General features: G+C 59.0%; 28 protein-coding genes and 2 pseudogenes. 29 read left to right on the top strand and 1 reads right to left on the bottom strand.

Annotated features, from left to right (window positions below; translation table 11 throughout):
- Window positions 1-110: 110 nt before the first annotated feature.
- The 24 genes and pseudogenes from FY156_00965 (at window position 111) to FY156_00850 (ending at window position 16,402) form a co-directional block, all read left to right on the top strand.
- Window positions 111-389 carry a Killer protein gene (locus tag FY156_00965; protein ID UXS00159.1) on the top strand — a complete coding sequence of 93 codons (279 nt, stop codon included), beginning with the start codon at window positions 111-113 and terminating at the stop codon, window positions 387-389.
- A 9-nt stretch (window positions 390-398) separates the two neighbouring features.
- Window positions 399-683, top strand: a complete 285-nt coding sequence (locus FY156_00960) for a HigA family addiction module antidote protein (GenBank protein UXS00158.1) — start codon at window positions 399-401, stop codon at window positions 681-683.
- A gap of 335 nt (window positions 684-1,018) precedes the next feature.
- Entirely contained in the window at window positions 1,019-1,264 is a 246-nt protein-coding gene (locus FY156_00955) for a hypothetical protein (protein ID UXS00157.1), read from the top strand.
- 31 nt (window positions 1,265-1,295) lie between these two features.
- Window positions 1,296-1,688 carry a hypothetical protein gene (locus tag FY156_00950; GenBank protein UXS02971.1) on the top strand — a complete coding sequence of 131 codons (393 nt, stop codon included), beginning with the start codon at window positions 1,296-1,298 and terminating at the stop codon, window positions 1,686-1,688.
- Between the two features lie 136 nt (window positions 1,689-1,824).
- Window positions 1,825-2,499 (top strand): hypothetical protein, encoded by a 675-nt coding sequence (locus FY156_00945; protein ID UXS00156.1) that lies wholly within the window; start codon window positions 1,825-1,827, stop codon window positions 2,497-2,499.
- An 87-nt stretch (window positions 2,500-2,586) separates the two neighbouring features.
- On the top strand, window positions 2,587-3,300 hold the full coding sequence (locus FY156_00940; GenBank protein UXS00155.1) for an ABC transporter substrate-binding protein: 714 nt from the start codon (window positions 2,587-2,589) through the stop codon (window positions 3,298-3,300).
- Window positions 3,301-3,391: 91 nt separating this feature from the next.
- The gene (locus tag FY156_00935; GenBank protein ID UXS00154.1) at window positions 3,392-4,417 is read left to right on the top strand and encodes a hypothetical protein; all 1,026 of its coding nucleotides are present in this window, start codon (window positions 3,392-3,394) and stop codon (window positions 4,415-4,417) included.
- A gap of 254 nt (window positions 4,418-4,671) precedes the next feature.
- Entirely contained in the window at window positions 4,672-5,484 is an 813-nt protein-coding gene (locus tag FY156_00930; GenBank protein UXS00153.1) for a GTPase, read from the top strand.
- A complete protein-coding gene (locus FY156_00925) occupies window positions 5,481-5,699 on the top strand; it encodes a hypothetical protein (GenBank protein UXS00152.1) in 219 nt (72 codons plus the stop codon). The genes FY156_00930 and FY156_00925 overlap by 4 nt, the downstream gene beginning before the upstream one ends.
- A 102-nt stretch (window positions 5,700-5,801) precedes the next feature.
- Complete coding sequence (locus FY156_00920) at window positions 5,802-6,167, top strand: DUF3085 domain-containing protein (protein ID UXS00151.1); 366 nt, start codon at window positions 5,802-5,804, stop codon at window positions 6,165-6,167.
- Between the two features lie 103 nt (window positions 6,168-6,270).
- Window positions 6,271-6,612 carry a hypothetical protein gene (locus tag FY156_00915; GenBank protein ID UXS00150.1) on the top strand — a complete coding sequence of 114 codons (342 nt, stop codon included), beginning with the start codon at window positions 6,271-6,273 and terminating at the stop codon, window positions 6,610-6,612.
- A 409-nt stretch (window positions 6,613-7,021) separates the two neighbouring features.
- Window positions 7,022-7,570, top strand: coding sequence for a DUF3577 domain-containing protein (locus tag FY156_00910; protein ID UXS00149.1), 549 nt, complete (start codon window positions 7,022-7,024; stop codon window positions 7,568-7,570).
- A 56-nt stretch (window positions 7,571-7,626) separates the two neighbouring features.
- Window positions 7,627-8,238: a DUF3275 family protein gene (locus tag FY156_00905; GenBank protein UXS00148.1), complete on the top strand. Its 612-nt coding sequence runs from the start codon at window positions 7,627-7,629 to the stop codon at window positions 8,236-8,238.
- Window positions 8,239-8,315: 77 nt separating this feature from the next.
- Window positions 8,316-8,657 carry a hypothetical protein gene (locus FY156_00900; protein ID UXS00147.1) on the top strand — a complete coding sequence of 114 codons (342 nt, stop codon included), beginning with the start codon at window positions 8,316-8,318 and terminating at the stop codon, window positions 8,655-8,657.
- A 79-nt stretch (window positions 8,658-8,736) separates the two neighbouring features.
- Window positions 8,737-9,132 (top strand): hypothetical protein, encoded by a 396-nt coding sequence (locus tag FY156_00895; GenBank protein ID UXS00146.1) that lies wholly within the window; start codon window positions 8,737-8,739, stop codon window positions 9,130-9,132.
- A gap of 116 nt (window positions 9,133-9,248) precedes the next feature.
- The gene (locus FY156_00890) at window positions 9,249-10,076 is read left to right on the top strand and encodes a DUF945 domain-containing protein (protein ID UXS00145.1); all 828 of its coding nucleotides are present in this window, start codon (window positions 9,249-9,251) and stop codon (window positions 10,074-10,076) included.
- Window positions 10,077-10,212: 136 nt separating this feature from the next.
- Window positions 10,213-10,863 carry a hypothetical protein gene (locus FY156_00885; protein ID UXS00144.1) on the top strand — a complete coding sequence of 217 codons (651 nt, stop codon included), beginning with the start codon at window positions 10,213-10,215 and terminating at the stop codon, window positions 10,861-10,863.
- A 65-nt stretch (window positions 10,864-10,928) separates the two neighbouring features.
- The gene (locus FY156_00880; protein ID UXS00143.1) at window positions 10,929-12,035 is read left to right on the top strand and encodes a class I SAM-dependent methyltransferase; all 1,107 of its coding nucleotides are present in this window, start codon (window positions 10,929-10,931) and stop codon (window positions 12,033-12,035) included.
- A gap of 74 nt (window positions 12,036-12,109) precedes the next feature.
- Entirely contained in the window at window positions 12,110-12,436 is a 327-nt protein-coding gene (locus FY156_00875; protein ID UXS00142.1) for a methyltransferase, read from the top strand.
- 88 nt (window positions 12,437-12,524) lie between these two features.
- Window positions 12,525-12,830, top strand: a complete 306-nt coding sequence (locus FY156_00870; GenBank protein UXS00141.1) for a hypothetical protein — start codon at window positions 12,525-12,527, stop codon at window positions 12,828-12,830.
- A gap of 125 nt (window positions 12,831-12,955) precedes the next feature.
- Window positions 12,956-13,267: a hypothetical protein gene (locus tag FY156_00865; GenBank protein UXS00140.1), complete on the top strand. Its 312-nt coding sequence runs from the start codon at window positions 12,956-12,958 to the stop codon at window positions 13,265-13,267.
- 102 nt (window positions 13,268-13,369) lie between these two features.
- Window positions 13,370-15,643, top strand: a complete 2,274-nt coding sequence (locus tag FY156_00860; GenBank protein UXS00139.1) for a DEAD/DEAH box helicase — start codon at window positions 13,370-13,372, stop codon at window positions 15,641-15,643.
- A 303-nt stretch (window positions 15,644-15,946) separates the two neighbouring features.
- Window positions 15,947-16,138, top strand: a pseudogene (locus FY156_00855) (hypothetical protein).
- 69 nt (window positions 16,139-16,207) lie between these two features.
- A pseudogene (locus FY156_00850) lies at window positions 16,208-16,402 on the top strand (hypothetical protein).
- A 374-nt stretch (window positions 16,403-16,776) separates the two neighbouring features.
- Here the strand turns inward: FY156_00850 and FY156_00845 are convergent.
- Window positions 16,777-17,703, bottom strand: coding sequence for a zinc-binding dehydrogenase (locus FY156_00845; GenBank protein UXS00138.1), 927 nt, complete (start codon window positions 17,701-17,703; stop codon window positions 16,777-16,779).
- A gap of 159 nt (window positions 17,704-17,862) precedes the next feature.
- On the opposite strand from FY156_00845, the gene FY156_00840 reads away from it, so the two are divergent.
- The 5 genes from FY156_00840 (at window position 17,863) to FY156_00820 (ending at window position 23,386) form a co-directional block, all read left to right on the top strand.
- Window positions 17,863-18,465 carry a TetR/AcrR family transcriptional regulator gene (locus FY156_00840; GenBank protein ID UXS00137.1) on the top strand — a complete coding sequence of 201 codons (603 nt, stop codon included), beginning with the start codon at window positions 17,863-17,865 and terminating at the stop codon, window positions 18,463-18,465.
- A 943-nt stretch (window positions 18,466-19,408) separates the two neighbouring features.
- Window positions 19,409-20,164: a GNAT family N-acetyltransferase gene (locus FY156_00835; GenBank protein ID UXS00136.1), complete on the top strand. Its 756-nt coding sequence runs from the start codon at window positions 19,409-19,411 to the stop codon at window positions 20,162-20,164.
- Window positions 20,161-21,615: an FAD-binding oxidoreductase gene (locus FY156_00830; GenBank protein UXS00135.1), complete on the top strand. Its 1,455-nt coding sequence runs from the start codon at window positions 20,161-20,163 to the stop codon at window positions 21,613-21,615. Before FY156_00835 ends, FY156_00830 begins: the two co-directional genes overlap by 4 nt.
- A gap of 58 nt (window positions 21,616-21,673) precedes the next feature.
- Complete coding sequence (locus FY156_00825; protein UXS00134.1) at window positions 21,674-22,870, top strand: hypothetical protein; 1,197 nt, start codon at window positions 21,674-21,676, stop codon at window positions 22,868-22,870.
- 9 nt (window positions 22,871-22,879) lie between these two features.
- On the top strand, window positions 22,880-23,386 hold the full coding sequence (locus tag FY156_00820) for a cupin domain-containing protein (protein UXS00133.1): 507 nt from the start codon (window positions 22,880-22,882) through the stop codon (window positions 23,384-23,386).
- The last annotated feature ends 36 nt before the right edge of the window (window positions 23,387-23,422 follow it).

The raw sequence follows: 23,422 nt of genomic DNA, 5'->3' as shown, positions 1-23,422 counted from the left end.
AGAACACCGATCCTTCAGTCCCATAGGGTCCTATTTGAACAGGAGATTTCCATGCAATTGGTCCAACCCCTCTTGAAAACCGTAAGGCCACACCTTACACTCTCATCAACATGATCCGGAGCTTCAGGCACAAGGGGCTACGGGCTCTGCACCAGCGTGGCGATACATCGGGCGTTCGTGCCGATCACATCGCCCGCCTGCGGCGCCTGCTGGCTTCCCTGGATGTCGCCCAGGCTCCCAACGATATGGATCGTCCCGGCAACCGACTGCATCCTCTCAAGGGGAAGCTCGACGGTTTCTGGTCGGTCGCAGTGTCGGGCAACTGGCGCGTCATTTTTCGCTTCGACGGTTCCGATGTGGAGCTTGTCGACTATCTTGATTATCACTAGGAGGCCATGATGCCTATGCACAACCCTCCCCATCCGGGGGAAGCCCTGCGCGAAGACGTGCTGCCCGCCATCAACATGAGTGTGGCCGCACTGGCCAGGCACATCGGGTATTCGCGGGGGCAATTGTCCACTGTCCTGAATGGACATGCGGCAATCTCCGCCGATCTTGCCCATCGCCTCGAACTTGCAGGACTCGGTAGCGCTCGCCAGTATCTTGCCGAGCAGGCCGCATACGATCTTTGGCAAGCTGTACACCGGGAACACCCCCCGATCGCCCGTCTGCAGATCGCCTGAAAATTCTCAACACCATCACGAAGCCTCGCATTTTTTGCGGGGCTTTTTTTTGCTCGCGTCGCCTATCGGGGGCTGGCCGGTATCTCATTCCGGCATGACGAGGGGGGCGTCCTGCTCAATGCTTTGCCGCATGTGTTGCTGATGTTGTCAGCGCCATGCCAGCAGCCAGGGTCTTGCCGGCTGTGCCGCGGAATTCTCCGCGTCGACCCACCAGTCCGCCTCGCATCATCTTCGCGGACGCACGCCATTCCGGCGTCGATGCTTTTTCCACAAACCACGGGAAGCCTCCATTCCCGAAGGGATGTGGTGCTTTCCACCACCATCAGGAGAACACCATGTCCTTCGTGTCCCATCCCCAGGCCAGGGGCAGCCTGCAAGCCGACGCCACAGGCCGCCTGGCTCTGCACTGGACAGGCAAACGCCTTCCCCTGCGCGTGCTGAGAAGCGCCGCCGGTTATTACATCGGCACAACCGATGAAGAAGGTCCCGTTTCACGCGAGTCCGTCGAGTATTTCCCCAGCAGTGAAGCAGCCACCACGGCCCTGGAAACAGGTCAGTGGGAACAGCGTTCGCATCCCTGATCGTTTGCCCACAGGAGTCATAGTCATGAACCTGAGTATTTCTCTCCCCGAAGATGTGATCGATCAGATCGCACGTGAGGAAGCCCATTTCTTACTGGCGCCCGCTGCGTTCTTTCACGCCTGGAAACGTGGCGTGGAAATCGCCGGCGTCGAGTGGTTCGGCAACGGCACCCGCGAGGGATTTCTGAATGCCACCAGTAAATGGGATCTACGGCCCAACTTGCTGCTGCTCAACGATGCCCTGGGTGTCCTGAGCGGCGGACAGCGGCTTTTCCTTTCGACAATGGTCAGCTTCTACAACGCCCGCGAGGGTGCCGCGATGCTCAAGCGTATCGGCTTCGAGGGGCTCGCTGATCTTGGCGGGCTCGATCTGGAACGCAGGCAGGTGATCGCGCAGTTGGTGCTCAATTACAGCGGCTGGTAAGCCGGTTTCATCGTTCCCCAACCAACCTCATGAGGGACGCCTCGACCCTGGTTGGGGCTTCTCACTGTTCTTCCCACGCGGATGCTCATGTCCGCTGGGGCATGGCTCCGCTCTTTTTTCAAAGGGAGCCATCATCATGGCAAACAACTACTACGAAGCGACCGGTCTTCTATCGCTGGAGCGCGTGACGCCTGTCATCGTCGCGCTGTTCGGCGCCTTCCATCTCGACGCCAACTATCCAGGCAGCGGTCGTGCTTACATCGCCAGGATTGCCGAAACCAATGATCCGCAATGGGATGATGTGCTGGAAGGTCTGACTGGTCTGGCCGAGCAGCTAGGCATTTCGCCGAATGCAGAAGCAGAGGCCACAATTGTCGTTGTCCTGGAAAAACTGGCCGCACACTTCCATGCCGATCAGGACGAAGCTTTCGAAAACCTGCTTGAGCATCATTCGTTCGAAGGAGATGCAGACCTTGAAGTCTTGTTCTTCATCGCATCTTGCTTCGACGATGGCCATAACCTTGTCTCTATTCAGTTCGAGGGTTGCTGGTATTGCAGCAAGCCGCGGCTGTTCGAGTTTGGTGGTCACGCATGCTTCATCAGCCGGGAGATCTCCCTGTTCAGCGACACGCCCCAGATGCTGAGACTCGGAAAGGATCTGCACCGGGCTTTGCAGGAGGGAAATATCACTGAAGCAGCCGCTCGCATCACTTTTGCAACGGCAGGTTTTCTTGCCGGCATCCAGGATTCGAATAGCCGCAAAGCACTGCGGAAGCGCGTGGCAGAAAGCCTGCTCCAAGGTCAGGACTGAGCTTTCGACACAAACTACGCATCTTATCCACCCACCGGGGCGTTATCCCCGGCGGGGTCGCTCCGCTTAACTCGCTGGAGAAATCCCATGTCCCAGACACTCAATCCTTTTATTCGCGGCTATCAGAACCTGCATTTTGTCCGAACACTTTGCATCAGCCACGAAGACGATAGCCCGCTGATCTGGCGGCCTTTGCATCCCAGTCAGGCGCATCTGCCTGACGATCAGATCGCACAGTTCCCCTGCCTTCTGTCCAGCGATTATGCGCTGATCACCGAGGGCCAGGAAATACCGGAAGACCTGGAGGCACAATGCCAGACTTCCGGCCTGGTACGAACGGTTGTCTACGCCATTACCGGCGATGACTTCGGCCATCCCGTTCACGTAGGCGACTGCTATTCTCGGGAAGCTGCGCAGGAAGTGATCCATCGGCTGAGTTTCGACACCGGATTTTATAGCCGGTGCTGGGAGATCAGCACAGCGCATATTACCGAGGAATCTTTCCACTATCTGGCCGAGTTGGCAGATATCGCCACACCGACCGGGTTCCGGTTCATCGCATTCCGCATCCCATATAGCCCGGCGATCGGCATCAAACTGATTGCGACACCGTGGACAGATGAAAACCTGTTGCACGTGGAGGGCATAACCGCAGAGCAATTGCGGCAGGAGCATCTGGAAAAAGGTATGCCGGAAGCTCTGGCCGACACCATTCATCTGGCCGCACTGGCCGATATCCGCATCCTGATCTTTGATGCTGATGCTCCGGCCCTGGACGACCTGCCTCAATATGAAGAGTAAGTACGAGTTGAATTTTGAGCCTCCAAGTGAGGCTCTTTTTCTTTATAGTTGTCGTCAATTGAACTCCTAATTTCAGGACAACTTTGCGACGATGGCATCGGAGACCGGAATAAAGACAGCAGCGACTTCTGCCGAGAGAATGCTGTGGGGTGCCGTCAGGAACATCGTGGCGGCGAAAGACGCACTGGACGCCGCGTTGAAATCGCCAGCCTCATCAGTCCTTGTTCCTCCCGAGCTGCGCAATGCTGCAAGCTCCGCGATCGATGTCTCCGCCTTCACCAGGGCTGTGGTGCCGTTTCTGGACCTGGCGCACTCGCTTCATCCCCGACGTGCCCGCGTCCCTCTCGATCGTTTGCTGGGTGAGTCCTGGCGGTGGCGACAGCCATCATCGTCAAGCCGCTCCGTCACCGCGCTTGCCGACTATCTGCTAGACGATGACCGCTCTCTGCCCGGCGACCGCGACCAGGCCATTGTGTTTGAGATCGCGCCACTGGGACTGTGGTTCGCCCACGAAGGCAAAAACCGGGTCCATTTCCTGCGCTCCGGCGGCGCAACCGAAATGCCTGCGTTGGTGACAACCGTGGATTACCCTGCCGCTGAACGGCTGGCTCTCTACCATCTGGCGATCTCGGGTAGGGAAGAGCTTTGGTGCGTACTGGACAAGCACCGGGCAAGGCGCTTGTTGCTGCCACAACTCACCCACGCACTGTTGACGGCCTATGGAGTGGCTCCCGCCAGCCGCTGGCCGCAGGATCTGCCTTCGCCTCATATGATCGCCGAGGTGCTTCAGCAGAGGTTGCCTCGCCTGGAGATCGGTCAGGACGTCGACCTGGAGCAGCTTCGCATCCGTATCCTGAAAAACAACGCCGAAGAAACGTTCACCGAACTCAATCTCTTTGAAATTCTGGCCGCAGGCCCGCTGAAGGTGCGATGGAGATGGCTCGCCTGCGCAGGCGCGATATGCCTGGGCGGACTGGCATTGAGCCTGATATTGCCGCAGCCCTGGGATGGCCAGGCCCGGCTTCTGCTCGCCGGCGGCGTCGGGGGATTTGTCGCATGCCTGCTATTCCCCTGGATGCGGGCTCGCCGGAAACACCTGCGGGACGAAGATCGCTGACCGATAACGACACCCGAATACGGTGAAGTGTTGGCCCCGATAGGCGCTAACAATTTCCACCGTCATGGATCAACCTGACCACATGTTTGCTGGCGTTGCCGGCTGCATGCCCAGGCAGTCGAGACCTTCGAGACTGCGGTGCTGTATTGCACTGGTTGGCCTGTTCTATCGGCGCATACCGCGCCACTCACTCAACCCACAAGGGACCCCTCCCTTGTGGCGGGAATCCCTTGCTTTTCCTCAAGGAGATCCCAATGGACCGTTCCCTCATCAAGTCCCTGATGCCTTCGCTGGTCGCAGGTCACGTGCCTCGTAACGCACGAGGCTTCAAGTATCGCGTATTCGATGATCAGCCGCAGATATCTGCATTCGGCTTCGCCATTGATCCCGATGCCTTCGACGGCAAAGTGGTCGCGGCCAGTGGCGATGCCATTGTTGTCAAGGTCAAGCCCACCGAATTCGCGGTGCTCGACCGCAATCTGGTGTCCTCTGTCCCGAACGAAGGGGCCAAGGTGCATGTTCAACCCTACGCACGGCGCCGTTTCGACGGCCTGCGCGCTGACACCCCGGAAGAACGTACCGAGATGACGTCTGACGGCATTCCTTACACGGTCAAGACGCACGTCCTTGGTTCCGCGCCGGCCAAGCTGCCCATCCCCGAGCCACAGTGCCTGGAACTGGGCCAGCTCATCCAGCAGTTGGAAGAAATGCCGGCGCCCGATGGTTTCCGGCGTATCACCCACATGCTGGTCGATGCTGGTGCCCGTGACTTCACCTGGGTCGATCCGAAGCCGTCCAGCATCATCGAGACGCCTCCGGCAATCAGCTTCGCGGTTTCAACCGGAAAGTTCGAGGGCCGGGTGACGATCCTCTATGACCGCGCGGGTGACACCTACGTGGTGGAACTGCATCGCGATGGCGAACTGGTCGATCGGCACGACGAGGTGTATTTCGACATGCTCGGCGAAGTGCTGGAGCGGCTCATCGACGATGGGCGCTGGCGCCTGATCGACGTGAGCGTGATCGACGCCAAGCCCGCCCGGCGACGCCAGGCGGTGCTTGCGTGACTTTCACGGCCAGCGACTCCTGGGTGGTGTATTCGCCCAACGAGTCGGCCGTCAGCGACAGTGCTGGCTTCTGGTCCAACGAGTTCGGCTGGGTCCCCCTCGACCATGCGACGTGTTTCACGACCGATGAGGCCCGTGACGCGATGCTTCCGATATCGGTCGGCCACGACGCGCGGCTCGTTCCCTGGCTTGAGGCTCAACAGTTCTACGGCTGACCTCAAGACCGCCAGTCCTTCCATCAACCGGTCATGTACCGCAGCGGCTCCCCATCCAGAAGGTTGGGGAGCCTTCTCTATTCCACACAGGAGATTCCGTCCATGTCACTACGTTTCAAAGGTGCCGACCTGCGCCCCGTGCTCGCCGAGGCCGAGGCGAACAAATGCCGCGTCGTCCTGGTAAAGGACCACGGCGTCTACTTCCTTGCCGAGCGAGGTGAGCGAACGCCAGAGGGGCGTCAGAAGCTGCTGGCCTACGCCATCGGCTGCAACCCTGACATCGACCCGTTCGATGATTGGTGGGAACGCGCCCGAACCGAGTTGGGTGGCGATGATTTCGCAGAGCATTTCGAACTGCGGGACAGCGTGTTCGCACGCATCCTGAGCAGCGAGGACGATCTCGAACTATCCGCCACGCCGACACAACTGTTCCTGCAAGTCGTTTCACCCACCCAGGGCGACGACTGAACGACGAACCGGTCGCTCTGTACGCAGCAGCGACGTTTCATCCACCCGCCGGGGTCCTGTCCCTGCGTGGGAGGACTCCGGTTTCTTTCTGGAGATATTCATCATGCCAGCAATCACCAGCAGCACATCCTCACAGCCTATCAGCGATACCGGCATCTCGTTTGATGAAACCGCCTGGCGGGCTGTCTGCGAGAAGGTCGCCGTGCAAGCCCACAACGGCTGCGGACTGTCTCACGACTATTACGTCGAACGCTTCAGTTCGGAGATTGAACGACACGTAGATCGACTGCCCGAAAGCCAACGGACACAAGCTCTGCAGATCGCGCAGGACTGGGATTACGCAACACCTGCCGAGAGGCAGGAAACCGACGACTGGAATGCCGAGAACGGCTACTGCACACACGGAATCGAGCTGGGATGTTGCCCGGCCGGTTGCGGTTCATGACACCACACTGATCCAGCGAAGCCCCCTGATGGGGGGCTTTTTTTTGTTCGGAGTTCCGCACGCGAGACCCGCTCAAGTGCCTCGACCGAACAATAGGGCTGCGAACCAGTACCGATTCCGGATAGCCGGCCGGCGCAGTGGATGCCACGCTACCGCCATGTTGCGCTGACCCCGGTCAGCAACATGCCCAGGTAGCCATTGATCTTCAAGGCTACGGCGCGGTTCCGTCCGCGTGATCACACCAGTTCGCACTCGGCATCCCAGCGCGAACGACCGTCGAGCAATCGGCGGTGATGCCAACCTAGTTGTTGCCGGATCTCACGATCCATCAACCCGCGCGGGGGTTACACACCTCCCGTACGGGGTCGGTGTGTCTCCGCATTCTTGTCCTCAAGTCTGGAGATTCACCATGACCACTTCTACCGAAAAGTCCTTTTTCGACCTGCACATCACTGGCCTCGGCTATCTCAATCGCATCCGCGAAGTGAAGCCGAAGAAAGGTGAGCCGTTCCTGGCCTGCGATATCGCAGCGCTCAATGGTCCGAGCGACGATGTCTCGTACGTGCGTTTTGATACGCGCGTTTCGGGCACCGATGCCCAGCACCTGATCCGTCGCTGCATCGATGCCGTCGAGGCAGAGAAGAAAGTGATGATCGGGTTCCGCCTGGGCGACCTGTGGACCGACACCTTCACCTATTCCAAGGGGAAGCGCGCCGGTGAACAGGGTGTCAGCCTGAAGGCCCGCCTGCTGTTCGTCAGCTGGATCAAGGTCGATGGCGTCCTGAAGTACAAGGCCGAACCCAAGCCGGCCGAGTCCGAACAGGATGCTGCGGAACAATCCGCTGCATCTGCTCCTGCTCCGCAGGAAAAGCCGGTTCCGGAAGTATCCGAGCCGATCGCCGAACCTGCCGACGAAGCCGCTGATGCGCAAGCACCGGCACTGGCCGAGTCGTTCTGATCCGCAAGGCCCCCTCACAGGGGCCTTGTTCTTTTCATCATCACCAGGAGCACTCCATGATTACCCTCCCGGGCCAGTTGGCCATCAAGACCATCCACGGCAGGAATGGCGACTTCAATGTCGGCCGCCTTTCGACCAGCATTGGTGAGTTCGTCATCAAGAATGCCGAGCTGGACCAGTATGACGAAGGCAAATACGACGGTGATTTCGTCATCACCGAAATCAGACCCTCTACCTACAACACCAGTGGGCGGATGGTCATCGAAATCCGCGCCCACCTGGGCGGGATGACCCTCTCGAACATCGATCGACTGAGCAAGGATGAAGCCCAGCGGCTGAGTCCGCAGGAGGTCGATCCCATTGATGAGGAAACGCAGGCACCTGCGGCCGCGGCCAGGCCTCCAGCCAGGACGAAGGCCCGCAGCACGCGCGATCCACTGGTCGACACCACGCCGTTCGGCAGCGAACCAGCGGCTGCATCATCCTCCAACGCCTCGGCCGAGGAAGACGATGCCGCACTGTTCGGCATGCTCTGGCCGTTGAGCGAAACCGTGAAACTCGACGCAACCGTCGACCGCCGCGTCCTGCGTCAGCAGCGCGACCGGCTCGATGCGATGGGCTATCGGTTTGAACCGCTCTCCCAGGACTGGCACCTCGCCAGCGCCTGATCGACCTTGATCCATCACCCATCGGGGCGCTTCCCCGATGGGCAAGCTTCCGATGATTTCAAACGAGGAGCTTCATCATGAGTCGGCACTGCTTCGACACGTCCCGCAAGGGATTTCCCATCATCGTTGTGCTCGGCTGGGATCGGCCGATGCAATATTTTTTCCTGACCATCGAAAAGCCTGCAAAGCTGATCGATGACGCCATGCAGGTCGAGGATGACCGCTTCCTGTACAGCAATATGCACGAGACCGATCCTTTCGGTCATGACCTGGACTACTACCGCGAGGTCTTGCGGCATTTTCAGATCATCGTGCCGGAGAGCCTGTTCAGAGAGGTCCTGTCCGACGCCGAGAGGAATGTCGGCAACCGCTTCGTCAGGCATCAGGCAGACGGTTCATTCACCGAACTGGGGCGCTGAAAAGCCCACGTTCTTTTATCCCCGACGGGCGTCTTTCCCGCCGGGAAGGTCCCCGTTAATTTCTTCAGGAGACCTTCTCATGGGTTGGCTTTTTTCCCGTCGCTCACGTAGCGAACTGATCCATCATCTGGTGCAGTCGCAGGATTGCCAGGCCGCATATGTCGAAACTCTGGCCTATACCCTTCGCGGCAACGTGTTGTGGTCTGTGGTCAAAGTAACGGCGAAAGAGCCGAACAGGCTCAACCTCGCTGCCGGTGAATCCTTCACCTACATCGGCTGCACGCTACTGCAACGCTACCGCAACGAGTGGGGCTACAAGTCGATGGATGAATCCGTTCATCCCTACTACTACAGCTGCCCGCTCAGCTATCTGGAACGCGCACCCACTCAATCGCCGGAATGGCGAGCGGGTGTACGGGCGTACCACGATCACAGGCGTATAGCGCGTTCGGCATCTGCCGTTCCAGTCGCCTGAAATTCCTCACACCAGTCCTCGGACTGCCCCTGCATTGCAGGTTTTCCACGCATGCGCGCGCGTCCGGCCTTGTGCCGGCCGTCGATGCCGCTTGCCCAATCCTCAAGGAGATAGACATGCAACTCGCATCTCGTTTCGCATCACGTTCCCCGATTCTGCGTGCAGATCATCCGCTGTCGGATGACCAGATTCGCGCAGTCGCTCCCTCCATCTTCGCGGATACACCGCATGGAAGCCGCTCCGAACGGTACAGCTACATACCGACATCCGCCGTTCTGGCGAAACTACGCAATGAAGGGTTCGAGCCCTTCATGGTGTGCCAGACCCGCGTGCGTCATGAAGACCGTCGCGAGTTCACGAAACACATGCTCCGCCTTCGCCATGCAAGCCAGATCAACGGCAAAGAGGCGAATGAGATCATCCTGCTTAATTCGCATGATGGCACCAGCAGCTATCAAATGCTGGCCGGCATGTTCCGTTTCGTGTGCCAGAACGGTCTGGTGTGCGGCGATATCGTCGGTGACGTTCGTGTGCCCCACAAGGGCAATGTCACTGACCATGTAATCGAAGGCGCCTACGAGGTCCTGAGCGGATTCGACCAGGTGCAGGACTCCCGCGAAGCCATGCGAGCGATCACGCTCGATGATGGCGAGGCGGAAGTCTTCGCAAGGTCGGCCCTGACGCTCAAATATGACAGCGAAAGCAAGGTGCTGCCGATCACTGAAAGCCAGGTTCTGGCGACACGCCGGTTCGATGACAATCGCCCGGATCTGTGGTCGGTGTTCAACCGGGTACAGGAAAACCTCGTCAAAGGAGGTTTGTCCGGTCGGACTGCCACTGGCCGTCATCAACGCACGCGCGCTGTGCAAGGCATCGATCAGAACGTCCGCCTCAATCGCGCGCTGTGGCTGCTGGCCGAAGGTCTGCGGCAACTCAAAAGCTGATCTTCGCGGACTACGCCCATTTCGGGCAACGCCTGCGGCTTTCACCCATCGCTCCTGACGGAGCATTCCTCACCCCCAGGGGCTGTACCAGCCTCACGGGCTGGTGCTGTCCCTGGACCTTTCAAAGGACACGACCATGCCCGATACAACATCTTCGCAACCGCTTCTTCGCATTGACGAATGCCCCGACCTGATGGCCGACGGCTACATCGGCGACGAAGGCGGCAACCTGATATTCCTGTCCGTATGGGCACGAGATACAGCCATTCAGCAGTTTCTGGCCCGGCTCACGCTGGGTCGTGACGACGATGGTCTGGATCAATTCCACCTCATCACCGACGCAGGCGGCTCCGTGCCGGTTTTCGTCGGTAACGTCGACAGGCTGGAGAAGCGCTCCACGCGCCTTTTCCGCCGCACGCTGTTCGGCTCGATGGTCAACCTGTGGCTCTTCGACCAGCGCTGCGTCAAGCCCGACAAGGCTAACGCCAGCGCGCTGACGCTGTTGCCCAGGGACTCAGGCCACCGGCTTGATCGCTTGTGGACCCTGGTACAGGAAACCTGCCCATTGCCACTGCTCGATCACTGGCGCGACATCGTGCTGGAACTCCTGACGGAGCAATCCATGCTGGCACGTCTTCCCATGGCTTACGGGCCGCTGGAAGGGCATCGCCTGGCACTGGATGTCCCTGTGCTCACCAGGGCACTCGGCGATCTGATCCGTAACGGCACCCTCAGCGCCACGGCGCATGAACTGGCTTCCGGCATGCCTTTACGGCGCGTCGCCTGAAGTCTCGCAAAGGCATGCACAAGCTGCATGCCCCTCATTTTCCCAACCAGAATCAGGAGATTCACATGGCTCTCATGTTCCCCAGGCTTGCCCGCAATTTTGCGAAATCAGGGTATTACCCAACAGACGAACCCACGCTGGAACGGGCGCTCAACGCGCTGGCGCCGGCCGCTGGTCAAGTCGCCATCATCGACCCTTGCGCGGGCGAAGGCGTTGCCATCGCCGAAGCTGCGCATGCGCTTGGCCGTGATCTGGTGTCAGCTTATGCCGTCGAGTTCGACGAAGAGCGCGCCAGACATGCCCGAGGGCTTGTCGACCATTGCCTGCACAGCGACCTGATGGATACGCTGATCAGCCGGCAGAGCTTCGGACTGATGTGGCTCAATCCCCCCTATGGGGATCTGTCCAGGGATGCCGATGGCAACATTGGCTACCAGGGACAGGGCCGCGCCAGGCTGGAGAAACTGTTCTATCAGCGCGTCCTGCCGCTGTTGCAGTACGGTGGCGTGCTCGTTTTCATCATTCCCAGCTACACGCTGGATGCCGAAATGGTGGGCTGGCTGACACGCCATTTCACCGGACTGCGCATCTATCGTGCGGTCGAGCAGCAGTTCAGGCAGGTGGTGATCTTCGGCACTCGCTCACGCCAGCGCGATCTGGCGAGCGATGCCAAAGCCATCCGCAACCGGCTGCTGCAGATCGGGTCAGGCGATATCGAAGCGGAAGAGCTGCCAGCCGAATGGCCGTTCCTCCCGTATTCCGTCCCGACCACACAGGCCGAGCCGGAACAGTTCTACCGGGTCACCATGGAGCCGGAGCAATTCGCGGCCGAAGTTCATCGCCTGCAAGGGCTGTGGCCTTCCCTCGATACGCACCTCGGCGCTTCGCAGCAATCGTTGCGGCCGCCGGCCCGTGCCTTGTCTCACTGGCATCTCGCCCTGGCGCTCGCAGCCGGTGCGATTTCGGGTGTCGTGCACTCCAGATCCGGCAAGGTGATGGTCGTCAAAGGCGATACCCACAAAGAGAAGTCCGCCGCGGTCGAATACAACGAACGCGACGACGGCTCGATCGCTGAAACGCGCATCCTCACAGACAAGTTCGTGCCGGTCATTCGCGCATGGGACATGACACCCGGCTCCCCCACTCGGGGAGAAGTGCTGACCATCCGCTGATCCCTCATCCCCCGAAAACCAACGCCTGGTCAGGTGCTGGCTTCGCCTTTTCATCAACGCAACAGGAGCAATCCATGTCCTTCAAACTGTTCCCACGCCAGCGCACCGCGCCGGCCTCCATTCCTCTGTTCTCCAGTGGTGCCCTGACGCTCAGCGCCAGGGTGCAATGGCTGGACAGCACGGGGCTGCTTGATCCCCATCGTTTCCTGCATCGCCACCTGCGTGGTGATTGGGGCGATCTCGACGACACCGAACGACGCGCGAACGATGCCGCTCTTCGCTCCGAAGGCGCAGTGACTTCGCGCTACCAGGTGACGCCGCGGCTGTCCCTGCTGGTGACCACCAACGCGGACCACAGCCAGACCGTGATCCAACTGCCCGAGGAAAACGGGCCCCTCTGACGACCAACATCGTCAGTTTTCTCACCCAATGGGGTCATGCTGCCCCGCCAGGGTGTCATGACCCTGCTCAACAATCAGGAGAAAAACGATGACATCCAACGAAAGGTCCAGTGATCGCCGCCGTTTGCTGTTTCCGATCGGCGCATTGATTTTCAGCGAAGGCGTAGACCGTCTCATGCGGGAAGGCCGGCTCGATCCGATGCCTTACTTCCAGCGTCACATCCGTGGCGACTGGGGCGATGTGACGGATCTCAGGTGGCAGGAAAACAATGCCGCCCTGACGTCCGGTGAGCCTCTCGGTTCGCTTTACATCGTCACCCGCGAACTCACCATTCGCATCTTCACCGAAGCAGACCGCAGCGCAACGCATGTCATGCTGCCTTCCGAATCCTGACGCACCAATGCGTCGTTCCTTCACCGCGGCAGCCCAGTAACCTCTGTCGCCTGCATCATCCACCCAACGGGGCCATTCACCCCGATCGGGTGCCATGGCCCTTCATTTCTTATGGAGTCACCACCATGGCACACGAAGCACTTTTCGTTAGCGTTGTCCCGCAACCGCGATTCCTGACTGGGCACCTGGTCATGACCTGCGGCGTCGATGAACTGGTCCGCGAGGGTCGGCTCAATCCAGGTCCTTATCTCGCGCGCCATCTCGGTGCCGACTGGGGCGATCTCGACGACAGCGACTGGCAGTCCAATGATACTGCCTTGCGCACCGGCGAGGACCGCCTGTTTTCGTCGTACCAGGTCGAGCCTGACCTGAAACTCTGGATCATCACCGAATGGGATCGCAGCGTCACCACGCTGCTGTTGCCCGACGAATACTGATCTTCATCCGGCGGCTGCCGCCACTTCTCATCTTCCCACCCAGGGGCATGTCCATCGCCCCACAGGGGGAGGTGCATGCCCCGTTTTCTTTGGAGCATCACCATGTCCCTCGATCTTGAAACCATCCCCGATTCTGCCGTGCAGGGCGATTTGCCTGAAGCAGAGTCCTCACCTCTGACCATCAGCCTCAACGATTTCGTTTCCGAATTCGGTGACGAACTGCTGGAAAGCCTCAACCGCGCCAATCCTCCGGTCTACACCGGGGAAGCGCGCCCACATCGGCAAGGGGTTCTGTCGCGTCTCAAGCGGCAGCCGTTCCCCGCGCAGGCCGAAGTCATCCACGCTGTCAGCGAGTTGCTGATCGATCGTGGTGAACGTGCCGCAATCATCAACGCGGAAATGGGAACGGGCAAGACGCTGATGGCAATTGCCGTCGCCGCAGTGCTCAACGCCGAAGGCTACCGCCGCACGCTGGTCCTGTCGCCGCCGCACCTGGTCTACAAGTGGCGGCGGGAAATCCTCGAAACCATCCCCGGTGCAAAAGTGTGGGTGCTCAACGGCCCCGACACGCTGGTCAAGTTGCTGAAGTTGCGCGAGCAACTCGGCGTACCGGCCACCGGCCAGGAGTTCTTTGTTCTTGGCAGGGTCAGGATGCGCATGGGCTTCCACTGGAAGCCCGTGTTCACCCGTCGCCGCACGCCTGGCGGCTTCGTCGGCGCATGCCCGCATTGCGGTCACGTCATCACCGATCTCGATGGCGAGCCGGTCAACACGATCGAGCTCGAGGCCGAGGAGTCGCGGCGCAAGTGCAGCCATTGCGCATCCGCGCTGTGGACGTTGATGCGCCCGCGGTCTCTTTCATCCACCGACCAGTCCTCGGCAGTGATCAAGGCGCTCAAGCGTATTCCCACCATCGGGGAGGCCACGGCCCAGCGGCTGATGAAGAAGTTCGGCGAGTCGTTCCTGGTATCTCTCCTGGGCGACAACCTGTTCGAGTTCATCAACCTGATGGATGAGAACGGTGATCTTGTCTTCTCCGACCGGCAGGCCCAGCGCATGGAACGTGCAATGGCCTCCATGGAATTTGGCTTTGGTGAAGGTGGCTATCAAGCCAGTGAGTTCATCAAACGGTATCTTCCGCAGGGCTTTTTCGATCTCCTCGTGTGTGACGAAGGCCATGAGTACAAGGGGTCGGGTTCCGCACAGGGACAGGCGATGGGCGTGCTTGCCGCCAAGGCTCGCAGGACCCTGCTGCTGACCGGCACGCTGATGGGCGGCTACGCGGACGATTTGTTCGCGCTGCTGTTCCGGACGCTGACGGGGCGGATGATCGAAGACGGCTACCGGCCCTCCAGGACTGGCAGCATGACGTCGGCGGCGATGGCCTTCATGCGCGAACACGGCGTTTTGAAGGACATCTATTCCGAAAGCACCGGCACGGCGCACAAGACGGCCAGGGGCACCAAGATCACGGTGCGCACCGTCAAAGCGCCTGGCTTCGGGCCGAAGGGCATCCTGCGATGCGTGCTGCCGTTCACCGTGTTCCTGAAACTCAGGGACATTGGCGGCAACGTGCTTCCTCCCTACGAGGAGGAGTTTCGTGAGGTCGCGATGGAGGCCGATCAGGCCATCGCTTATCGTGACCTGGCCGGCCGCCTCACGGCAGCTCTCAAGGAAGCCCTGCGCAAGCGGGATACGACGCTTCTTGGCGTGGTCCTCAACGTGCTTCTGGCCTGGCCAGACACGTGCTTCCGTCCCGAGACGGTCACGCATCCCCGCACGCGGGAATTGCTGGCGTTCACACCGTCGCAGTTCAACGAGCTGGAAATCACGCCGAAAGAGCGTGAACTGATCGACATCTGCAAGGCAGAGAAAGCCGAGGGCCGCAAGGTCCTGGCCTATACCGTCTACACCGGGACGCGGGACACCACGTCGAGGCTGAAGGTTCTGCTGGAGCAGGAAGGCCTGAAGGTCGCGGTGCTGCGCGCAAGCGTGGATACCTCACGACGCGAAGACTGGATCGCCGAGCAGCTCGACCGTGGCATTGATGTGCTGCTGACCAATCCCGAACTGGTCAAGACGGGCCTGGATCTGCTGGAGTTCCCAACGATTGTTTTCATGCAGTCGGGATGGAACGTTTACACGCTTCAGCAGGCCTCGCGCCGGTCATGGCGGATCGGCCAGAAGCTGGCCGTGAAGGTCATCTATCTCGGCTATGCGGCCACGTCGCAAATGACGTGCCTGTCGCTAATGGCCAAGAAGATCCTCGTCTCGCAGAGCACGTCAGGAGACGTGCCGGAGTCCGGTCTGGATGCCCTCAACACGGATGGCGATTCCGTAGAAGTGGCGATGGCAAGGCAACTTGTCGCCGCCTGATTCAACTCCCCATGCCGGCGTCCCATCGGGTCGCCGGCCTTCTCGTTTCTTCCACCTTGCAGTCATGCCCGCGTTCTTCGTGGGCATGACTGTGTTCTTTTTCATCGCAAGGAGATTTCCATGAACACCAACACCCAAGCTACGTCCGAAATCGTCAACGCTCGCCTGACGCTGGACGTGATCTATCTGCTCAACGGAGAGCCCGCATCGGAAATGCTGGAACGCCTGCGCGGCCTGTGCGAGCGCGCTATCGGCGAAGGCATGTTGACCGGCGAGACCGCCGCGGAAGTGGACACCTGGTCAATCGACGCTTCCCTTTCGCCCTCGGCAGTCGTCAGTGAAGCACACGAAGCCGAGATCGCCGCCTTCATGCGACAGCGTATCGAGGACGGAAACCTCGACGCGGAAGACATCCCCGTGCGCATTGTGCGTTACGGTCTGATGCCCCCCGAAGCATTCGTCTCCGAAATGCGTGAACGCATGGACATGGATGACGGCGATGATCTCGAAGCACAGGCCACTGTTGCTGTATCGGCCGATCCTCCGGATCATGCTGAATTCGAGATGCGGATCGCGGTCGCCTGCGTCAACGCTTCCGGCATGTCCGACATGCCGATCTTCAGCGTCAAGATCACCCAGGAGGAGTTTGACCTGGGTGTTCATTACGACAAGGCCAAAGACCTAGCCGAAGAAGCCGGATATGAAGAGCCATTCGTCTGCTTCGATGCGACAGAACAGGACGCCATCCTGTCCGCCGCGCAAAAGCTAGGCTCTGTCCATAAGGATTGATGCGGTAACGGCGCATCAACCTCATTAGGCCCCGATTCGGGGCCTTTTTCTGTGTTGTGGCACAGAGCTTCGGAAGTTGGTCGCGAAAATCACCCTCTCGGCTGTGCAGAAACGACGCAGACGTGCAGGTTGCTGACGGCGAAGAGGATCGTTGTTTCGCAGAAAGTGTCGAGGAACGCGCCGTAGTCCGGTCTGGATGCTCTCATACGGACGTAGCACGGTGGCATGGCAACTTTTCGCCGCCTGTTCCACTTCAAGGGCGGCTTTTCCGCCACACCAGAAGGAGACAGCACGGCAGAGGAACATTGATGCGATCAGTGCCGTATCATTCCCAATCAAGCTGGTCACAATTTGCGGATGGTATCCGCCTCCAGGGCTGTCATATGAAAAACGGTCTTGCCCAAGCCCAACGCGCCGGTTGGAACCTCAGAAGTCAATCGTGTCCATGCTCCCCCATCGACAGTGTTCACAGTCAATTGGCCAAGCCTAACGAGCTCAAGCAACGTAGCTAAGTCGCCACCGACCGGTGTGGGGATCACGACGCTAAGCAAATTGATGTGTTTCGCGATGAGTGTGGCCGTGTCGATTTCCGTGGACTGAGCGGAAGCGGCTCCCACCAAAATCACTTTTCCTCCACCGCTCAGCTTGTCCATGAGAGTTGCTAGGATTGGACCACCCACGGTATCGATGATTACGTCAATTTCCTCTTGCTTCGCTTGCTCGACCGTGGCCACCGTAATGTTCTTGCCTGCGAAGGCATCATTCAAAGCCGCAGCGCGATGTGGATCACGAGTGATTGCAAGAACGTGAGCCCCCGTATTAGCGGCGAGTTGGACGGCAAGATGTCCCACGCCACCGGTAGCTCCCGTAACCGCGATCCGCGAACCTGAAGCTACAGCTGCAGCCTTAACCGCATGGAGTGCCGTAAGTCCGGCGACAGGCAATGCAGCGGCAGTTGCACCCGTGATTCCGGAAGGAACGACAGCGAGATTTCGGTGGGAAACCATCCGATTCTGCGCCCAAGCTCCGGAGTATCCCCAAGTCACCACCCGAGTTCCAACCGCGGGACCGTGCCCGTCAGCACTAGTCTGCGCAACTGTCCCACACGCGTCCCAGCCGATGACTTCGTCCTGGCCCCACGGAACCGTGGTTTCTCCACGATTGAGTGAGATAAATTCAACATCAACAAGAACAGCCTCAGCTGAGGCTGGATGCGGAGCCGAGACTTCTGTCATCTCGAACCGGCCGTTGTGGAAAATTAGGGCCTGCATTACGAACCACCTCCTTGCAACAGTGCGGAGTTGCCGCGTCCCACCCGGTGGCAAGTCCAAACATGCCATTCGCGTTCTCGCTTGGGCGAGCTTAAACGGATACTATCGACAACCGCAAAATTCTGTATATTATAATCCGAAATATGCTAAGATCAATGCATGGGTAGACCACGTTCGTTCGATACAGAGGCGGTGTTGGACTCTGCGGCGGCAGAGTTCCGCGTTCACGGCTTCGCCAACACTTCCACAGAGAAACTGTGCGAAGCAGCAGGCGTGCGCCGCAGCAGTCTGTACAACACGTTCACCTCGAAGGAAGAACTGTTTGTGCAAGCGTTGCAGCGATACGCCGAAGTCGTGTCGCTACGGCAGGAGACGGTACTCACCAATGCGGAACTTGATGGCGGTACGAGGCTGTGGCGGATCGTTGAAATGGTTGTTGCGGAAGAGTTCGCGGCACACAAGGAGGGCCATGCAGCTGGGTGCATGACAGTGCATACGTTCATGTCTCCCGATATGCGGCAGAGCGACCCCCGGGTGCAATCGATTCTAGACCGTGATCTGGATCGTCGTATCTCTCTGCTGACACAGGCCGCGAAGATTGGGCAGCTCGACGGCAGCGTACGCCCCGAGTCGTCGCCCGAAGACGTGGCTACGCTGATTGTCACCGTAATTTCGGGCCTGCGGGTAACCGCCCAGACCGGTGCAGAGCCGGCGCAGTTGCTCAGGGTCGCGCGAATGAGCCTCGCGGCGACGCTGGTCTGATCCACATCATCATGCTAAGAATGAACCTCCCGTGTTAGCGGGAGGCTCATTGCTGGTATAAGTCACGCCACTATCGTGGACGTCATCAGGAAGGCCGTGCGTTCGCCCATCAGATCGCGACTGGGTGGGAGCGCCTCATTGGAGGCAGTACCGCACATAGGCACTGCCCAAAGCCTGAGCACTCAGGCTGCGGTTGCATCCGCGCTAGCTCATTTCTAATCATTGTGTCAGAGGGTTCCTCCGCCGTCTCCCAGGCTAAGGGACCTGATTCTTTTGCCCCGATCGGACTTTCACCGACTGAAACCGGCGATGTCAGTTCGCGTATGACCACACACACGCTGCCCCCAACCTATAGGCCAGAACGACTCGGCTTGGCTGCTCGCCGCTGACCACGCTCGTCCACAGCTGACGACCATAGGGCAGCTTGCAATCATGTGGGACTCACACCAGCCAGTCGGCGGGTAATCCCGCATCGCCGCTCGCTGAACCAACTTTACGTGGTCGCCTCCCGGCCCGCCAAGCAGCCCACGCCAGGCCTCATAGCTCAGTCGGCGAAGTCTACGATTTTTGAATTTTAAAATCCAGTTCATTGTTCGCTGGACACACGCCATCTACCAGATGCTCGGCCATCCACTGACATGGAATTGCCAGTGTGGCACGAGCACATCACACCAATCGACAGTGTTCTGCCTGCATAGACAACCCCGATAAGACCATTGTTTTCAAAAGAAATATTCGCCCAGCCGAGAGAGCCATGTGGGGCATCCAAGTGAAAGACCCACGAAAAAACTGGGTTGTTTCAGTTGCACATGGATTTTTTGTATTCTAGAGTACAATACGAAGCAACGAGGATTTCGGTTCTGCTGGTTCTACTCAGAGTGGGCTAGGAACCGCCTGGAGACATCGAGTTGATCAGAGACATCAAGTTGATCGGAGGCAACCTATGGCATTGCAGGAATATCCCATCCAAGGAGACAGTGATCTAGCCACACGTGTGGTTGACTACCGAGATCACGGTCAGATTGAGCAGTTGATTACTCAAGGCTGGAAGTACGTTGGGGGCCAGTGCTGGGCGGCAGCGGCAGCCTCTTCTGACTTAAAAGAACAACGTATTGTTGAACCGCAAACTTTTCTCCCGCCTCTGTCGGGAGGCTGCATTGGCGGCGATGGTCTAGTCCTGACCTACCCAGTTCTGGGCGATGCCGGCAGCCTGTCTGAGAATGATCGTGACGATGAAGTCCGGCGCCACGCGATCTTCCCGCCAACTTCGTTGGCTGCACTGGAGTCCAAGATCGTCGGTGCGTATGCGGGCTGGAGACTCGGAGATTCGACGTTCTTGATCGGACGTGGCGATTTCAATGGGCCGGCTCTGATGATGCTATCGATCCGTCGCCTGGTTCCGCCCGGGGTTTTGGATGTCGGATACGCGACGATAAGCGCTCATCGTGGAAAAGGCTACGCCACATACGCCCTGAGACTATTCACACAGTGGGCCTTCAGCATTTCCAGCGTTCAGAGGATCGAACTTGGCATCAAGCCGGGCAATGCCGCTTCCGTATCTACAGCCCTAAAGGCAGGCTACCGCCTAGAGTCCGTTCGACGATCTCGATTGCGCAACGCTGATGGGTCCTTCGACGACGAGCACTCGTATGTAGCACTCAAGGCAGACCACCTACGTGTCTGGAGGTATCAGCCATGAGCCACCTCACGGGCAGCAATGTCAGCGAATTCAAATACTCGGCGCCGGGAGAGATTCTTGAGCCCACCGCCTTGCACGAGGTTCAGCAAATCATCAAGTCTCGCTCCCAAGTACCAAGCCGACCGCTGAGAGTAGTATCAAGTGGTTACAACTGGGGACTAGGCTCGGCGTCATCCCCCGGCCCAGTGACCGACTTAATTAGTCTGTACCGCCTGAACTCTATCCGGGAAATTGAGGTAGACAGGGGATATGCCGTCATCGAGGCAGGAGTAACTCAGGAGCAACTGACTACTGCTCTCCTGGGAAGCAGCCGATACTTGAACTGCACGGCATCCAGTTCCAAGACCTCGATCATTGGCAACATCATGGACCGGGGCGTTGGTCTGCATGGGCAGCGAACCCATGACTTACTCGGAATCGAGGTCGTCCTGCCCGACGGGCGAGTCGGTACTGTAGGTTGGTGGCCAGGGGTCGGCTCTCTAGCCGCCAACCCCTGGGGGCTCGGCCCATCGGCTCTCCACTTATTCACCCAGTCAAACTTTGGCATCGTTACTGCCGCCACCATACGTCTGCGGCCCAAGCCATCACAGCGGGAAGTCGTCACTTTCACGGTCGAACCAGGGACCATTCGCACGATCATCGACCACTTGCGAGACCTCATACGAGATGGCGTACTCAGTGGCGTCACGAAGATTTACGACCAAGAATCGAGTGCTATCTATGGTGCGCGCGAGGCGCGGATTGCTATCCACACTTGCATAGACGGCCCCGTGCCGATCGCCAAAGCCAAACTTGAAGTGCTCTGGCACACCCTCAAAGATGTCGACCCACAACGTGTGTCGAAAGAGCTTGTTACCGATGATCCACTGATGTCAGCTGTCGCCCGTCTCTATGACGGTGACACACGCAGCAGCGAGACTATCGTCCGCAACGCGTTGAACGCCTCCACAGAGGAGGCCGACGAGCACGGCAACGGCTGGATATTTGCGTTGCCTTTCGTCCCGATGCGTGGAGACGACGTGGAGAAGGCGATCCGAATCGTCCGAGAGGGTGTTGTCGGGAGCACTGCCCGTGCGGGCACAACCGTCAACGTACTCGACCATGACACAGTCGATCTCGTAGTCGCCATCTCTTTCCACCGTGATACGCAAGGTTCCGCAGCAGCCCATACTGCCTTCGATCGTATCGTTTCTGAACTCGTCACCGCCGGCTATGTGCCCTACCGGGTGGACAGCCGGCATGAACGTGCCGATTACGCCGATCGCGGCCGAGGCCTTGACGCCGTAATCGCCCAACAAGTCAAACGCTTGCTCGATCCCTGCGGCGTACTAGCTCCCAACCGCTACGTGGCAGATACGCGCATTCTGGATGCAGAAATCTCTCGTGAGCCAGAACACAAAGTCCCCGAGCAACCGAATGCAACGAGGAGCTCGGCAAATGACTCACGATGAAGACGTTGGCCAACTCGCGCCACCTAATAGACCCTCAACCGGGCTGGAGAGGAACCCTATGCTGAATACGATCTTGCAGCAGCAAGACGACTACTTCTTCGCTGATGACGAGCGCTTGATTTCAGTTCTGGCATGGATTCGAAACCATGCCGACCAGCTACGTCGCTATGGAAGTGAAGCACGACTAAAGGCACGCCTTCCACTGGCATGTGTAGAACTCTTGCGCTCCGGTGGGTTGTTCGACCTCGCACTTAATGTCGAGCGGGGAGGTAAGGGACTGACATCAGCGGCACAAGCACGCGCACTTGAAGAACTTGCCACGATCGACGCTAGCATCGCGTGGTGCGTGATGATCGGTATGGATTCTGGAATCTACCAAGGTTTCCTATCGCCTGCGATCCGTACCGAGATATTTCCGCATGCCGGGATTATCAGCGCAGGATGGATTCATCCGCAAGGGTCAGCCATCGACCTGGGTAACGGCACCTGCCGGGTCAACGGCCGATGGCAATTCGGGTCTGGTATCGACCACGCCGACGTCATTCTCGGTGGTGTCCGTTTCGCGACCAAAGAGGGTTCCGACGACTGGACCTGGCGGATCGTCATTCTGGACAAAGCGGATATAAAGATTGAGGAATCTTGGAACACTTGGGGCTTGCAAGGTTCGGGCAGTCAGCATTACCGCGCTGACAACGTGATCGTCCGACTCGAACGCACCATCACGCTGCTTGACCCTAAAGTCGAAGGCCCACTGAACCGGCCACACGACGCCATTGTGCGAAAGATGGCTGGCATCCCACTTGGCGTCGCCGTGGGCGCCATCTCGGCAGTTGCCTCAGAAGTTGGCAGGAAAACAGCTGAGCTGCGCTCTGCCAGAGAGCATCCCAACGACCGTGTGCTGAACACAATCGGACGACTCACCGCCGAACTGGTTGCGCTCCGGTCTGCCGTCTACAGCACACTGCAATCCGCGTGGAATATCTATAAGGAAGCGGGCACTACTCCGGACGAGCGGAACGCCGCTCTTGTCGCTACTGCGGCGATCCGCCAACGCTCATTCCAGACGTCTCGCTCCCTCGTGATTGCAGCCGGCGACCTCCTCGGCGCCCAAGCCGTCTACACGGCAGTAGGGGATCTCGGCGCTCGACTGAGCGACCTCAACGTCATGGCCCAGCACGCGGTCGGGCAAGAGTCACTTCTTGACCTTGCTGGTAATCGCATCCTCGGGGGCGAAGCCTCCGGTCCAATCATCTAGGGGCACACGATGACCACGAAGAACAATGACGGAGTTGGGACTCGGACACCACAGATCCTTCGACAGAACGAGGCCACGCAGGTCTGGCTCAGTAGTGACGTTTACACCATAACCGTGCCGGGAGCGGTAACCGGCGGAGTGATCTCTGTGACCGACGCTTGGGTGCCGCCGGGTGGTGGACCGCCCCCGCACATTCATGTCGATGCGCTGGAAATCATCGTTGTTTTGGACGGAGCCATAACTGTCGAACTGGATGGACGCCACGAAACAGCGGCCGCAGGTGATGCTGCTGTCATTCCTCCCGGGACAGTACACCACTTTCTGAACCACACCACTACACCGGCTCATCTGCAATTTCTCTTCACTCCGTCCGGAACAGAGGAGTTCTTCAGAGAAGCAGGCACACCGGCCAAAGCGGCTTACCCCATTCCCATAGCTACTGGTGAAGAAAACGCCAGAGCAGCGGAAATCGGATTGCGATACAGCCTTCATCCAGCACCGCAGACGGGCCGATAAAACTGAAAATTCGCCCTTGGAGGGCGCCTCACAACG

Origin of the sequence: Agrobacterium tumefaciens, from assembly GCA_025559845.1 — a bacterium.
In the GTDB taxonomy this organism is placed as follows: Bacteria; Pseudomonadota; Alphaproteobacteria; order Rhizobiales; family Rhizobiaceae; genus Agrobacterium.
This window is presented reverse-complemented; position numbering and strand designations above follow the sequence as displayed.